This is a genomic window from Streptomyces sp. NPDC028305 (genome assembly GCF_055569495.1).
The window spans coordinates 614,791-628,654 of sequence record NZ_JBVHTN010000001.1 but is presented as its reverse complement, the minus strand read 5'-3'; the positions used below and the strand labels follow the sequence as shown (position 1 = coordinate 628,654).

The 13,864-nt window shown below is 71.8% G+C and carries 12 protein-coding genes; 9 read left to right on the top strand and 3 right to left on the bottom strand.

The features are described 5' to 3' along the window. Positions 1–29: 29 nt before the first annotated feature. Together ACZ4WQ_RS02850 and ACZ4WQ_RS02845 are read right to left on the bottom strand one after the other, a co-directional pair. Positions 30–2,342 (bottom strand): ABC transporter permease, encoded by a 2,313-nt coding sequence (locus ACZ4WQ_RS02850; RefSeq protein WP_468021954.1) that lies wholly within the window; start codon positions 2,340–2,342, stop codon positions 30–32. After that, positions 2,339–3,046, bottom strand: coding sequence for an ABC transporter ATP-binding protein (locus tag ACZ4WQ_RS02845; protein ID WP_385341625.1), 708 nt, complete (start codon positions 3,044–3,046; stop codon positions 2,339–2,341). Before ACZ4WQ_RS02845 ends, ACZ4WQ_RS02850 begins: the two co-directional genes overlap by 4 nt. Before the next feature lie 138 nt (positions 3,047–3,184). On the opposite strand from ACZ4WQ_RS02845, the gene ACZ4WQ_RS02840 reads away from it, so the two are divergent. Both ACZ4WQ_RS02840 and ACZ4WQ_RS02835 read left to right on the top strand, forming a co-directional pair. Continuing rightward, on the top strand, positions 3,185–4,063 hold the full coding sequence (locus ACZ4WQ_RS02840) for a sensor histidine kinase (RefSeq protein ID WP_398369923.1): 879 nt from the start codon (positions 3,185–3,187) through the stop codon (positions 4,061–4,063). Further along, positions 4,060–4,755: a response regulator gene (locus ACZ4WQ_RS02835; RefSeq protein ID WP_398369925.1), complete on the top strand. Its 696-nt coding sequence runs from the start codon at positions 4,060–4,062 to the stop codon at positions 4,753–4,755. Before ACZ4WQ_RS02840 ends, ACZ4WQ_RS02835 begins: the two co-directional genes overlap by 4 nt. Here the strand turns inward: ACZ4WQ_RS02835 and ACZ4WQ_RS02830 are convergent. Next, on the bottom strand, positions 4,724–6,391 hold the full coding sequence (locus tag ACZ4WQ_RS02830; protein WP_468021953.1) for an FAD-binding oxidoreductase: 1,668 nt from the start codon (positions 6,389–6,391) through the stop codon (positions 4,724–4,726). The two genes, ACZ4WQ_RS02835 and ACZ4WQ_RS02830, sit on opposite strands and share 32 nt — an antisense overlap. Positions 6,392–6,822: 431 nt before the next feature. Here ACZ4WQ_RS02830 and ACZ4WQ_RS02825 point away from each other — a divergent pair, with 431 nt between their 5' ends. The 7 genes from ACZ4WQ_RS02825 to ACZ4WQ_RS02795 are packed head-to-tail and all read left to right on the top strand — an operon-like array spanning position 6,823 to position 13,863. Then, positions 6,823–8,442 (top strand): fatty acyl-AMP ligase, encoded by a 1,620-nt coding sequence (locus tag ACZ4WQ_RS02825; protein WP_398369929.1) that lies wholly within the window; start codon positions 6,823–6,825, stop codon positions 8,440–8,442. Then, entirely contained in the window at positions 8,439–8,711 is a 273-nt protein-coding gene (locus ACZ4WQ_RS02820) for an acyl carrier protein (RefSeq protein WP_468021952.1), read from the top strand. Before ACZ4WQ_RS02825 ends, ACZ4WQ_RS02820 begins: the two co-directional genes overlap by 4 nt. Before the next feature lie 3 nt (positions 8,712–8,714). Then, positions 8,715–9,548, top strand: coding sequence for an acyl-ACP desaturase (locus tag ACZ4WQ_RS02815; RefSeq protein ID WP_311722898.1), 834 nt, complete (start codon positions 8,715–8,717; stop codon positions 9,546–9,548). Next, positions 9,548–9,838 carry an acyl carrier protein gene (locus ACZ4WQ_RS02810; protein WP_311722899.1) on the top strand — a complete coding sequence of 97 codons (291 nt, stop codon included), beginning with the start codon at positions 9,548–9,550 and terminating at the stop codon, positions 9,836–9,838. The genes ACZ4WQ_RS02815 and ACZ4WQ_RS02810 overlap by 1 nt, the downstream gene beginning before the upstream one ends. After that, positions 9,831–11,075 carry an aminotransferase class I/II-fold pyridoxal phosphate-dependent enzyme gene (locus ACZ4WQ_RS02805; protein ID WP_385341611.1) on the top strand — a complete coding sequence of 415 codons (1,245 nt, stop codon included), beginning with the start codon at positions 9,831–9,833 and terminating at the stop codon, positions 11,073–11,075. Before ACZ4WQ_RS02810 ends, ACZ4WQ_RS02805 begins: the two co-directional genes overlap by 8 nt. Beyond that, positions 11,072–12,799 carry an AMP-binding protein gene (locus tag ACZ4WQ_RS02800; protein WP_468021951.1) on the top strand — a complete coding sequence of 576 codons (1,728 nt, stop codon included), beginning with the start codon at positions 11,072–11,074 and terminating at the stop codon, positions 12,797–12,799. Before ACZ4WQ_RS02805 ends, ACZ4WQ_RS02800 begins: the two co-directional genes overlap by 4 nt. Beyond that, positions 12,796–13,863, top strand: coding sequence for a methyltransferase (locus tag ACZ4WQ_RS02795; protein WP_468021950.1), 1,068 nt, complete (start codon positions 12,796–12,798; stop codon positions 13,861–13,863). The genes ACZ4WQ_RS02800 and ACZ4WQ_RS02795 overlap by 4 nt, the downstream gene beginning before the upstream one ends. The last annotated feature ends 1 nt before the right edge of the window (position 13,864 follow it).

Here is a 13,864-nt window from a genome sequence, read left to right as displayed (position 1 = left end):
CCTCACCCGCATCCGCCCGGCCTCGGGCGCTACTCGTTGTGCAGCACCTCCGCGATCGTCAGCCGCGCCGCGCGCCGTGCCGGGATCAGGGCGCCCAGGACGCCGATCACCAGGCCCGCCAGGGCCAGGCCGGCCAGGGTCGGGGGGCGCCAGACGTCCGTCATGTACGGGGGCAGGGCGATGTCCACCGCGTCCGCCATCCGCGGCACCACCAGGTCGTAGCCCGCGATGCCCAGCGGGATGCCGAGCAGGGAGCCGAGTGCGCCGAGCAAGGCCATCGACGTCACCATCATCGCCGTGACCTGACGTGGTGTCATGCCGATGGACTTGAGCATGCCCAGGTCGCGGCGGCGGTCGTGGGTGTTGAGGACGACCGTGTTGAAGACACCCAAGGCGGCGACGACGGCCAGCATCAGGGTGAGGGCCACCGCGGAGCCGATGATGGCCTGGGCGGCGGAGTTCGGTCCGGTCGGTGTCGTAGTGATCCCGGAGTCGGCGTCCCTGGCCGCGCGCGCGTAGGTGTCCGGGTCCGCTCCGTCGCGGAGTTGCACGTGGTACGCGATGGGCTTCTCCTGGGGTGACAGGGCCGCCATCGTCGACCATTCGCCCACGACCAACCGGCTGTTGTCCTCCATGTACTCACCGACGACGACCACCCTCTCCCGGCGGTCGCCCTTCTCCAGGGTGAGGTGGTCGCCGATCCGCAGGCCGTGCTGGCGCAGGAAGGCCGAGCCGGCCACGATCTCACCCGTCCGGCGCGTCCACCGGCCGTCGGTGAGCACACTGTCCAGCCGCGGTAGACCACCCCGGCGGGCCTCGAGCAGGACGCTCTTCGCCGAGCCGGCCACGCTGGCTTCGACGTCCGCCCTCGCGGTGACTTCGCGGGCACCGGGCAGCGAGCCCAGCAGGGACTGGAGTTCCCGGTCGCCGTGCTCGGGCTCGATGACCTTGCCGTGCCTGAAATTGTTCGCGTACACCGTGACCTGGTAGGAGTCCTGGCCCGCCGCCGCGAACCGGGTCATCGTCGTGGCCAGGCCGGTCGCGAGCGTCACCGTGGTCACTCCCAGGACCACGGCGGCGAGCGTGAGGGCGCTGCGGCCCGGCCGGGCCAGGGGCAGGCCCACCCCCAGGCTCACCGACCGGGGCAGCCCGCTGCCCGCCAGCCGGCGCTGGACGCCGAGCGCCCGTCCGGCGCGCGGGGCGCTGCCCGCGCTGATCGCCCGCGCCGCGGGGAGCCGGTGTGCGCGCACCGCGGGGGCGAGCGCGGCGAGGGCGCAGACGAGGGGCATGCCGAGCAGGGCGAGAAGGCTCACCCAGCGCGGGACGCCGACGTTGTTGTGGAACACCCCCGAGTCGGGCCCGGTGAACACGAACCGGAAGAACGGGCGCGACACCAGGTTGCCGAGGGCGGTGCCGAGCGCACAGCCGACGACGGCGGGGAGGGAGACCATGGTGAGGTAGACGGCGACGACCTGTCCTGGGGTGAAGCCCAGGGACTTGAGGATCCCGATGTGCCGGAACCCGGAGATCACGGCTCCGCTCACCACGTTGGCGACGATCAGCACCGCCACCAGGACACCGAGGACGCCGAAGGCCAGCAGATAGCTGGCGTAGAGCCGGGCCGTGCCGCCCGCCCGGTGCTTGAGGGCGAGATACGACTCGGAAGCGGCCAGGGCGTTCTTCGGCAGCCCTTGGGTCACCGTGGCCAGTTGGTCGCGCAGCCGGGCCTCCGACGACGCGTCCGTGAAGCGGAACAGCATCTGGGTGGCGGTCGGGTGCAGGGCCGCGATCTGGTCGGGCGCGACCCAGGCGTCCGCCGTATGGCTGAGTTCGAAGGCGAACCCGACGATGGTGAGCGTCGGTCCGGAGGGCACCTGGATCCGCTTGCCCAGGTCGCGCGCGGTCCAGTCCGTCTGCCGGTTCAGGACGACCTCGCCCGGCCGGGTGGCCCAGCGGCCCGCCCAGAGGTCCACCCGGTCCACCGGGCCCGCCGGGCCGGAGCGGCCCACGACCGTCACCTGGCCGCCGAGGCCAAGGTTCCCCGGTCCCGTCGGCATCTCGATCTTCGCCTGGGCGAACGGCCCGGCGGCGGCCTCGACTCCGGGCTGCCGGGCCGCCCGGGTCAGCTCCGTGTCCGAGACCTTGGCGGGGTCGAACGCGGCGACCATATGCGGGCCGCGCTGCCTGGCGAGGGTCTTCTCGAACGGTGCCGAGGCCGAGTCGACCAGGCCGAGCGCGACCACCATCGCTCCGGTGGAGACCAGTGTGACCAGCAGGATGACGATCGTCTGGAGCCTGCGCCGCCGTACGGCCGCGCGCGCGGCCCGCCACACGGCCCTCATGCGGACGCCTCCAGGGTGTGTTCGCCGGTCACCCGGCCGTCGGCGAGGAGGACCAGCCGACTGGCGCAGCGCCGCGCCAGGTGCTCGTCGTGCGTCACCATGATCAGCGTCTGGCCGATCTGGTTGAGGTCCAGCAGCAGGTCCATCACCTGCTCGCCGGCGCGGCTGTCCAGCGCGCCCGTGGGCTCGTCGGCCAGCAGCAGGGCGGGGCGGTTCATCAGCGCCCGGGCCACCGCGACCCGCTGCCGCTCGCCGCCGCTGAGCACCGCCGGATAGGCCCGGGCGCGGTCCTCGATGCCCAGTTCCTCGAAGAGCTCCAGCGCCCGGCGGCGGGCCTGCCGGGCGGGGGTGCCGGTCAGCTGGGCGGCCAGGGCGACGTTGTCGAGCGCCGACAGGTCGTCGACGAGGTTGAAGAACTGGAAGACCATGCCGATGCGGCGGCGCCGGTAGAGGGCGAGGCCCTTCTCGCTCAGCTCCCCCACACTCTCGCCGTGCACGGTGACCGTGCCGTCCGTCGGACGGTCCAGACCGGCGATCATGTTGAGCAGGGTGGACTTGCCGCACCCCGAGGGCCCCATCACCGCGACCGCCTCCCCGGCCCGGATCTCCAGCGACACGCCGTCCAGCGCGGTCGTCTCCCCGTATTCCTTGCGTACGCCGTCGAGCCGTACGACGGCCTCCGCGTTGCTGTGATCGGTGAACATGCACAGGACGCTAAACGGGGCGCCGGGCCGGAACATCCCTCCCCGGATGGCACCTTCGCGCGCGCCTCATCCCCGGGATGCAGGGTCTGCATCCCCAGGCTGATGCGGATCCCGGGGCGGTCTGCCACAGTGGCCCCCGTGTCGGAGTGGGAGACAAAGGCGCTGGTGGTGGCCGTGGGGGTGGTGTCGCTCGCCACGCTGTGGCTGGCGGTGGCGCTGGTGCGCACACGGCGCCGGTGGCAGGCGGCCGTGGGAGAGCGTGGCTGGCTGCTGGAGCGGGAGCGGGAGAGCGCCGCGCGCGCCGCGGTCGCGGCCGAGCGCGACCGTATCGCCCGGGAGTTGCACGACATCGTCAGCCACAATGTGAGCGTCATGGTGGTGCAGGCCGGGGCCGCCCGCGAGGTGCTGGGCACCATGCCGGACGAGGCCACGGCGGCCCTGCGGGCCGTCGAGGACGCGGGGCGTGGCGCGATGACCGATCTGCGGCATCTGCTGGGGCTGTTGGCGCCGTCGGCGAGCGGTGAGGACACGGAGCAGGCGCCGGGCGCGGCCGACGACGGCGGCGCGGCGGAGCTGGCACCGCAGCCGGGCCTCGACCGGCTGGGCCCGCTCGTGGACCGGATCTCCTTCGCCGGGCTGCCCGTCGAGGTGCGCGTCTCCGGTGAGCCGTGCCCGCTGCCCCAGGGGGTCGACGTGACCGCCTACCGCATCATCCAGGAGGCGCTGACGAACGCGCTCAGGCACGGCGACGGCGCCGGCAAGGCCGAGGTGACCGTGCGCTACGCCGACCGCGCGCTGCGCGTGGAGGTGCTCAACACCGGCCCCAGCGTGCTGACCGGCGACGCACCGGCACAGCTGACACCGCGGCGGGCCGCCCCGCGGCGGCGGGAGGGCACCGGCCGCGGGCTGCTGGGTCTGCGTGAACGGGTCGCGGTGTACGGAGGAGACCTGGACGCCAGGCGCCGCCTCGGCGGTGGCTACCGGGTCCGGGCGCGCATCCCCCTGGACCGCCCATGACGGCGGCGCCCGCGGGCGAACGGGCTCCACGCGTGCTCATCGCCGACGACCAGACACTGATCAGGACGGGCTTCCGGCTGATCCTCACCGCCCGGGGCATCGAGGTGGTGGGCGAGGCGGCCGACGGCGCGGAAGCGGTGGCGGCTGCCCGCGAACTGAGGCCGGACGTGGTGCTGATGGACATCCGCATGCCGACCATGGACGGCCTCGAAGCCACGCGCCGCATCCTGCGCCGGGACCCGGACTGCCGGGTGCTCATGCTGACCACCTTCGACCTGGACCACTACGTGTACACGGCGCTGTCCATCGGGGCCAGCGGCTTCCTGCTGAAGGACGTCACCCCGGAACACCTGGCGGCGGCCGTCCGGCTGGTGGACACGGGCGACGCCCTGCTCGCCCCGTCCATCACCCGGCGGCTGGTGGAGCGCTTCGCCTCGGAGCCCGCCCGCACCCCCGCCGTACACGCCGACCTCGCGGCTCTGACCCCCCGCGAACTGGAGGTCCTGACCCTGCTGGGCCGCGGCCTGTCCAACACGGAGCTGGCCGCCGAACTGACGCTGAGCGAGGCCACGGTGAAGTCCCATGTGGCCCGGATCTTCGCCAAGCTGGCCCTCCGCGACCGCGCCCAGGCGGTTGTGCTCGCGTACGAGACGGGGCTGGTCAAGCCGCAGGACCCCGGGACGGACTCGTGACGCGGATCGAGAGGGCGTGGCGGAAGACATCGCGCGGGTCCCAGTGCGCCTTGACGGCGCGCAGCCGGGCGTGGTTGGCCTTGTAGTAGAGGGTCTGCCAGGGCGTGCCCGAGGTGTTCCAGCGCGGGTCGGCGAGGTCGGTGTCCGGGTAGTTGATGAACGCGCCGTCGGCGATCTCGCCGGGTACGGGGACGCCGCCGGTGTCGGCGAACAGGTCTCGGTAGCAGGCGCGGATCCAGGCCAGGTACTCGGGCGCCTGGGCGGGCTCGGCCCAGGACGCGAGGCAGGAGAGCTTCAGCACCGAGTCGCGGTGGGGCATGGCCGTATCGGAGGAGGACAGGGTGTTGACGGCGCCCCCGTACGTGTTGAGGACGACGCTCCCGGCGACGACCTCGGTGTCCGCGCGGGTGAGGTGGCGGTGGACGGCGGCGATCTGGGGGTCGGTCAGACGGCGGCGCAGAAAGGCCGACTTGATCTTGATATGCCAGTCGCCCACCGCCTCTCCCGAGCCGTTCAGCGCGGCCGTGAGCCAGGGCAGCCGGCGGACCTTGAGGTTGCCGGGGCGGGTGGTGCCCGCGCTCACCGCGCCGAGGAAGCCGTCCAGGAGCCGCCGGTCCGCGCCGGGCTCCGCGGCGACCTGGCCGAGCAGCAGATGGGACCCGGCCGCGCGGCGGGTCAGGGCGAACTCGGCGTAGAGCGCGGCGTTCGGGTCGTCGGCGGCGGCGTGCCGCTCGGCCCACTGCCCGTGGTTGCGCACCATGCGCGTGAAACGCTGCTCGTCCATCCCCTCCCAGCTCCAGTCGGCGGTGAAGGTGAGCGCGGTCCTGGTGGGGGCGGGCAGCATCCGGGCCGGGTCCGTGTCGTCCGTGGCCTCGGGGGAGCGGAACCAGAAGCGGGTCACCACACCGAAGTTGCCGCCCCCGCCGCCCGTGTGGGCCCACCACAGCTCGCGGTGCGGGTCGTCCGCCTCCCGGGTGGCCACCACGGCGCGCACCTCGCCCCCGCGGTCCACGACGACGACCTCCACCGCGTAGAGGTAGTCGCTGACCAGCCCGAACAGCCGGCACAGCGGCCCGTATCCGCCGCCGGGCACATGCCCGCCCGCGCCCACCTCGGCGTGGTATCCGGCCGGTAAGGTCACGCCCCAGCCGAGGTACAGCTTCCGGTACACCTCGCCGAGGGTGGCCCCGGCCTCCACGACGAACGCCCGGCGCCGTTCGTCGAAGGAGACCTCCCGCATGGGCGACATGTCGATGACCGCCATGACGTCGGGGTTGTCGACGAAGTCCTCGAAGCAGTGCCCGCCGCTGCGGACGGCCAGCCGGGCCCCGGACCGCACGGCCTCCCGTACGGTCCGTACGACGTGCTCCGTCGAGCCGACCAGATAGACGCCCTCGGGCCTGCCCCGGAAGCGGTTGCTGGCGCCCCGCGCGACCAGATGGGCGTAGCGGGGGTCGGCGGGGGACACCAGCAGCGGGCCGTCGGGCAGCCAGCCCGAGTCACATGCCGGGGAGGTCTCCGGGGCGGCCCCCGGGGAGGCCGCCCGCGCCGCCTGTGGGGTCAGCGCCAGCCCCGCGCCCGCCGCGGACACGGCCCGCAGGACGGTGCGCCGCGCGTGCTTGTCGTTCGAACTCATCGTTGTTTCCTCGCCGTTCGGTGGACGTGGTGCGCGCCGTGCGGCGGCACACGTCCGACGGTAGGGAGACACGGCGGCCCTGAGAGGTGGGCTGGACGGTGGATCCGGGGTACATCAGGCACCACCACGCCCCGGGGGATTTCCACCCGGGAGCCGGGGGCTCGCAGTCCCCACGCGGCACGAGCGCCGCCGCGCACCCCCTGAGGTTGATCCGGGGTGCCGCGGAAGGTTGAGGCCGGACTTCCGCTCCGGTTGCAGCATGACTACACCGGGCGCCGGATTCCGTGAAGTGCGCCGCTCGGTATTTTCTTGCCGTGTCGCGCGGCGCCGGGGCCGGAAATCCGGTCCGGCAAAACGGTGCCCCCCTGTCATGGGGTGTACGTGCACGTGGAGGTTTCCAGCACGTGAGCTTGTCTCGTGTCATCGCTCGGTTGTCGTCAACCACCCGGGGTTTCACCTTTGTCTCCGGGGATTCCACTGATTTCCTCAGCTTCGCGGAGCTGAAGGCCGCCGGTGAGGACTTCGGCAGAAGGCTCGCTTCCGCGGGTTTTCAGCGAGGTGACCGCGGCATTCTGATGCTGTCCGGTCAGCGTGAGTTCATCGTCGCCTTTATCGGCATGGTGCGGGCCGGGGTCATCCCGGTGCCGGTTTTCCCCCCGGCCATGCTGACCCGGATCGAGGCCTACCGGGAGCGTCTGCGCTCGATCCATTCGTCCTGCGGGCCGCGGCACATCGTCGCCGACGAGGCGCTCTTCGACATCTGTGTCGAGGCGGTGGGGGCGAAGCCCATCGGCTACGCGGAGATCGCCGACGGGGAGGCGACCGGGGAGTTGGTGGAGCCCGAGGGCGGGGAACCGCTCTTTCTCCAGTACACCTCCGGCTCCACCGCCAGCCCCAAGGGCGTGGTCGTCACGCACGACAACCTCTTGGAGAACCTGCGGGCCATGAACGAGGCGCTGGGGACCTCCGAGCGCGACCGGTTCGTCAGCTGGCTGCCGCTTTACCACGACATGGGCCTCATCGGCTGCATGCTCGGGCCGCTGGTGTACGAGATCCCCGCCTGGTTCATCCCGCCGTACGACTTCGCGCGGCGCCCCACCAGCTGGCTGGACTGGATGTCCCGGGTCTCGGGCACCTTCAGCTACGCCCCCAACTTCGCGTATGAGCTGATCACCCGCCGGGCGACCGACGAGCAGCTGGCCGGCTGGGACCTGTCCGCGTGGCGGGTGGCGGGGATCGGCGCGGAGCCGATCCGGCCCCGGACCATCCGGGAGTTCGCCGAGCGGCTGGCCCCCGCGGGCTTCGACGCGGCCGCGCTCACCCCGTCCTACGGACTGGCGGAAGGCACCCTGGGGGTCGCCTTCACCCGGATCGGCGAGGGGCTGCGCACGCTGTCGGTGGCCGGCGCGGACTTCGGCGAGGACGGCGTGGTCCACCCGGTGGAGGCCGGGTCCGGGACCCGTGAACTCGTCTCGTGCGGACGGCTGCTGAGCGGCTGGGACATCCGCATCCGCGCCGCCTCGGGCGAGCTGGCCGCGGAAGCCGTCGAGGGGCGGATCGAGATCCACGGCGGCAGCGTCGCGCGCGGCTACTGGGGGGCGCCGGAGCTGACCGAGGAGACCTTCGGGGACGGCTGGCTGCGCACCGGAGACCTCGGCTTCGTGTACGAGAACGAGGTGTATGTCACCGGCCGGACCAAGGACATGGTCATCCACCACGGCCGCAAGTACCACCCGACCGACATCGAATGGGCCTGTCTGGGGCTCGAGGGGATCCGCCCCGACCATGTGATCGCCTTCTCCACCCCGGACGAGAAGCTGGTGGTGGTGGCCGAGCACAAGCCGGCGGCCTCGCCCCCTGACCTGGCGCGGCAGATCGCCACCCGGGTCCGCGGCTCGGTCGGGGTGACGCCCGACGACGTGGTGCTGGTGCGCCCCGGCACGCTGCCCAAGACCAGCAGCGGCAAGCTGCGCCGCGCCGCCTGCCGCGACGCCTACTCCCACAACGCGTATTCCCACAACGCCCTCGCGGGCCATGGAGGAGCGAAGTGACGATCGCCGATCTGACGGAAGAAGAAGCACTGCGCATCGTCGCCAAGGCCGCGGCCGAGGTGGATGCCCGGCTGGCCGAGCGGACGTTCACGCCGGCGGACGACATCGGGGAGATCGGCCTCGACTCGGTGGCCACCCTCGAACTGATCGTCTCCATCGAGGACCAGACCGGGCTCAGCTTCGACGACGACGTGCTGTTCGGGGTCAACACCGTCGGCGACGTCGTCGAGCTGATCCGGTCCGGCACGCCCGCGGTCCGGGAGGGCTGAGCCGTGGACCTCCTTTCCGAGGAGACCCTGTACCGCCAGTACATGGAGTTCTTCGAGCTCGCCGAGCGCCGCCGCCGCTGGAGCGTCTTCGACGACATCCCGTGGGACAAATGGCACGAGCAGAACCAGGACGAGAGCCTGGCCCAGTGCGCGGAGACGTTCCTCGGCGTGGAGATGTATCTCCCCGACTATGTGTCCGAAGGGCTCAACCTCGTACGGGAGTCCTTCGGGCAGGCCTGGTTCCAGGTCAACTGGGGATATGAGGAATCCAAGCACGCGCTCGCCCTGAAGGAATTCCTGCTGCGCAGCGGACAGCGCACCGAGGAGCAGATCCGGGAATTCGAGAGCAAGGTGCTGAGCCGGCGCTGGACGATGCCGTTCTCCACGCCGCGCAGAATGTTCGTGTACGGCGCCATCCAGGAGAAGACGACCTGGATGAGCTATCGGCAGCAGCTGAACCGGGCCCGTGACCTCGGCGACCCCGTGATGGCCGAGGTCTGCCGCTACATCGCGCGTGACGAGGCCGCGCACGCGGATTTCTACCGGCGCACGCTCCAGGCCTGCCTTCAGGAGGACTACGAGGGCACGCTCAAGGACATCGCGCATGTGGTCAAGGAATTCAAGATGCCGGCCTATGACCTGCTGCCCGACTACGACAAGCGGCTGGCCGTCATGCAGGTCATCGGGATCGACCGCGAGGTGTTCTTCCGCGACGTCCTGATGCCGACGCTCAAGAAGGTCGGGGTCAGCCGCCGCGATCTGGTCAGGGCCCGGGGACAACTGCGCCGGGAAGGCCAGGAACACCCGGAACGTCAGGCACATGGAGAGGACGCGTGATGGCAGAGCAGTCGACCCGGGTGACGGATGACGAGGTCCTGAAGGTGATCGAGGACCACCTGGTGGTCCGGGGGGTGTCCGCCGAGCGCATCGTGCGCGGCGCGACCTGGAAGGCCGACCTCGGCATCGACTCGCTCGACATCCTCACCCTCACCCAGGAGCTCGAGGACACCTTCCACGTGAAGATCGGCGAAGAGGACGCGATCGACATCCGCACGGTGGGGGACGCCGTCGACTACATCGTGCGCGTGTCCGGCGCCCGGACCGAAAGCGAGGCCCACGGTGTCTGAGTACACGGCGAGTTGGCTGGGGGACCTGCGGTCGTCGGAGTTCGTCACGGCGTACCACCGCGGCGTCTCCAACGGGAACCTGCCGTTCTTCCGGAACGCGGAGTCCCTGCTCGACCCGGTCGTCACCATGGAGGGCGAGCCGCGGCTGATGCTGGGCTCGCCCAACTATCTGGGCCTGGCGAGCCATCCCCGGGTGCTGGCCGGTGCCAAGGCCGCGGTGGACCGCTACGGCACCTCGCTCACCGGCTCGCGGATCCTCAACGGCACCACGGCCCTGCACCGGGAGCTGGAGGAGGAGCTGGCGGACTGGCTGGGCGTCGAGTCCACCCTGTTGTTCACCACCGGCTTCCAGACCAACATCGGCACCATCAGCGCCCTGGTGGGCGTGGGCGACACCGTGGTCTCCGACTCCTTCGCACACGCCTCGATGCTCGACGGGGTCGGGCTCTCCCGGGCCAAGCTGCGCGGCTTCCGGCACAACCGGATGGACCTGTTCGCCGACAGCGTCCGCCGGGCCAAGGGCGACGGCGGCCGGATCCTGGTCATCCTCGACGGGCTCTACTCGATGGAGGGGGACCTGCCGCCGCTGGACGAGATGCTGGACATCTGCCGGGAGAACGACGCGGCCGTGATGCTGGACGAGGCACACTCCCTCGGCGTCCTCGGCGAGCACGGCACCGGCGCGGCCGAGGTCTTCGGCGTCCAGGACCAGATCGACATCCGCATGGGCGCCCTGTCCAAGGCGCTGGCGGGCGTCGGCGGATTCATCGCCGGCAGCCGCGAGCTGATCGACTATCTCCAGGTCACCGCGCGCTCCTTCGTGTTCACCACGGTCGGCGTCCCGGCGGCCCTGGGCGGCTCGCTGGAGGCGATACGCATCCGCCGCTCGCCCGAAGGCGCCGAGCTCGCCGAGCAGCTGCGCCGCAACTCCCGCTATCTGCGCACCGAACTCAAGGGCCTGGGCCTGCCGATGGGCCCCGACTCGGACCTCCCCGAGCGGACCACCCCCATCATCCCGGTCATCCTCGGCGACGACGACCTGGCCATGGAGTGGTGGCGGCAGCTCTACGACCGCGGGGTGTTCACCGGCGTGGCGCTGTACCCCGGCGTCCCGCCGACCGGCGCCATGCTGCGGATCTGCCCGATGGCCACCCACACCACCGCCCAGCTGGAACACGCCCTCGAGGTGTTCGCCGAGGTGCAGAAGGTGATGAAGCGGAAGGCGGGTACCCCGTGACCGGTGCTGCGCCCGGCGCCGCCCCCTCACCCCTGCTGTCCTGGCTGGTCGAGCCGCGCACCGACCGCGGTATGCGCTTCGCCCGGGGCTCGGGCGGCTGGGACCGCTACAGCTACGCCGACCTGGCGCGGCTGGTCTCCCTGGCCAGCGCGGCGTTCCGGGAGCGGGCGCTGCCGGACCGCCCGGGGGTGGTGCTGGCCACGCCCAACAGCGTCGGCTTCGTGGCCGGTTACTTCGGCGCCGTGAACGCGGGCCTGGTCCCCACCGCCATCGCGCCGCCCGCCCGCTTCGGCAGCCGCGAGGACTACGTACGCCATGTCGCCCGGGTGCTGCGGCTGACCCGGGCCTCGGCGGTGGTCGGCGACCCGGTGCACCTGTCGATACTGACCGACGCCGCCGAGGCGGCGGGCGAGGACGGCGGCGCCGTCGCCGTCCTCTCCAGCGACTTCTCCACCGGCACCGGCACCGACCGGCTCAGCGCGGTCCCCGCCACCGAGCTGGCCACCCTCCAGTTCACCTCCGGCTCGACCAGCAGCCCCCGCGGGGTGCGCATCACCTGGGCGAACATGGAGGCCAACGCCCACGGCAACGGCCGGCTGATCGACTACGACGGCTCGCTGTCCACCGTGAGCTGGGTGCCGATGTACCACGACCTGGGGCTCGTGGGCTGTCTGATGACCATCGTGTCGCAGCAGGGCGACCTCACTCTGATGCGCCCGGAGCAGTTCATCTACGACCCCCGGCGCTGGGTCGACTGCCTCGCCCGCGAGGGGATGGCGTACACCGCGGCGCCGTCGTTCGGCTTCGCGTACGCGGCCCGCCGCCTCAAGCCGGAGGACCTGAAGGGCGCCGACTTCTCCGCCCTGCGCTCGGCCACCCTGGGCGCGGAGCGCCACGACCCGCGCGGGCTGTGGGAGTTCACCGAGCTGTGCGAGCCGTACGGCTTCGACCCGGCGGTGTTCACGCCCTGCTACGGCATGGCCGAGATGACGCTCGGCATCACCGGGCACGCCCCGGGCACCGTGCCGCAGGCCGTCCATCTCGACTGGGAGTCCCTCACCCCGGAGCAGCCGGTCAAGGTCCTCGCGCGCGGCACCCTGCGCGACGCGGGCCCCGCCGAGAGCCCGGCCCAGTGGCTGGTCAGCTCGGGGCTCCCGATCGAGGGCGTCTCGGTGACCGTGGTGGACGCCGACGGACGGCCGCTCCCCGACGGCTATCTCGGCGAGCTGATCCTGTCCGGCAGCAGCACGGCCGCCGGATACGAGCCGCCGGACGCCGAGAGCTCGTCCCGGTTCATCGACGGCGCGGTGCACTCCGGGGACGCCGGGTTCCTGCTGGACGGCCAGACGTATGTGCTGGGGCGGCTGGGCGACGCGCTGAGCGTCCGGGGCCGCAACATCTACGCCGAGGACCTGGACGCCCGGCTCGGGGACACCCCCGGCGTGGACCGGTACCGCTGCGCCACCCTGGTCGACGCCCGCCGGATCGTGGTGCTCGCCGAGCTGGAGCCGGGGGAGTGGGCCGAGCGGCTGGCCGAGGCGCTGTCCCTCTACATCGGCGGCGTCGTCGACGTCACCGTCTTCAGCTGCCGGCGCGGCACCATCCAGCGCACCTCCAGCGGCAAGCCCCGGCGCCGCCTGATGTTGTCCCAGTACCTGGACCGGAAACTGCCCGGCGAAGTGGTCGCCCACCGCCCGCAGCGCCCCGAGGAAGGACGAGTATGACCGAGCACGCCGAATCCTCCGACGACCAGCAGCTCAAACCGGTCGACGTCATAGCGCACTCCGCGCTCCCGGTCGCCGGTCTGATGCAGCTGATCCTGGGCCACTGGGGCACCCAGGTGATCTCCACCCTCGCCACCCTGGGCATCCCCGACTCGCTCGCGGACGGCCCGCGCGGCGCCGAGGACCTCGCCAAGCAGCACGACGTGGACCCGCGGGCGCTGTACCGGGTGCTGCGGGCGGCGGCCACGCTGCGGGTGCTGGACCACGCCGGGGACGAGACCTTCTCGCTGACCGAGGCCGGGCATTTCCTGCGCACCGACTACCCGTTCTCCATGCGCTACAACGCCATGCTGCACGGCTCGCGCTGGCACTGGGACCCGTGGTCGCTGACGCCCGAGGCGGTGCGCAAGGGCGGCGAGGCCTTCTCCGACCACCACGGCCTGCCCTACTACGCGTACATCGACAAGCACCCCGAGGCGGGTGACCTGTTCGACAGCGCCATGACCGCCATGGCAGCCCAGGCCCAGCTGCTGGCCGTCTCGCTCTACGAGTTCGGCAAGCACAAGGCGGTCGTGGACGTCGGCGGGGGCGAGGGCGTGGTGCTGTCCAACCTGCTGGAGACCCACGCCGAGCTGCGCGGGGTGCTGTTCGACCGCGAGCGCGTGGTGGGCAACGCCAAGCGGCTGCTGACCGAGTCCGGGTACGCCGAGCGCGTCGACTTCGTGCCCGGGGACATGTTCGACTCGGTGCCCGAGGGCGGCGACTGCTATCTGCTGTCGATGGTCGTCAACGACTACAACGACGACAAGGCCCGCAAGCTGCTGGAGAACTGCCGGGCCGCCATGGACGACGACGCCACCCTGGTCCTGTTCGACATGGTGATTCCGGCGGGCGGCAACCCCTCCTTCGCCACCCTCGGCGATATCGAGTGCCTGGTCGTCAGCGGCGGTGAGCTGCGCACCGAGCCCGAGCTCAGGACCCTGCTCGGGTCCGCCGGATTCCGTCTCGAGGCCGTCCACCGCGGCTTCTCCCCCGTCTGTGCCGTCGTAGCGAAGCCGGAGTAGC

Excerpts from the sequence above, each read along its gene's own strand:
- ACZ4WQ_RS02850 (WP_468021954.1), bottom strand. The coding sequence starts at position 2,342 with ATGAGGGCCGTGTGGCGGGCCGCGCGCGCGGCCGTACGGCGGCGCAGG.
- ACZ4WQ_RS02845 (WP_385341625.1), bottom strand. The coding sequence starts at position 3,046 with ATGTTCACCGATCACAGCAACGCGGAGGCCGTCGTACGGCTCGACGGC.
- ACZ4WQ_RS02835 (WP_398369925.1), top strand. The coding sequence starts at position 4,060 with ATGACGGCGGCGCCCGCGGGCGAACGGGCTCCACGCGTGCTCATCGCC.
- ACZ4WQ_RS02830 (WP_468021953.1), bottom strand. The coding sequence starts at position 6,391 with ATGAGTTCGAACGACAAGCACGCGCGGCGCACCGTCCTGCGGGCCGTG.
- ACZ4WQ_RS02810 (WP_311722899.1), top strand. The coding sequence starts at position 9,548 with ATGGCAGAGCAGTCGACCCGGGTGACGGATGACGAGGTCCTGAAGGTG.
- ACZ4WQ_RS02795 (WP_468021950.1), top strand. The coding sequence starts at position 12,796 with ATGACCGAGCACGCCGAATCCTCCGACGACCAGCAGCTCAAACCGGTC.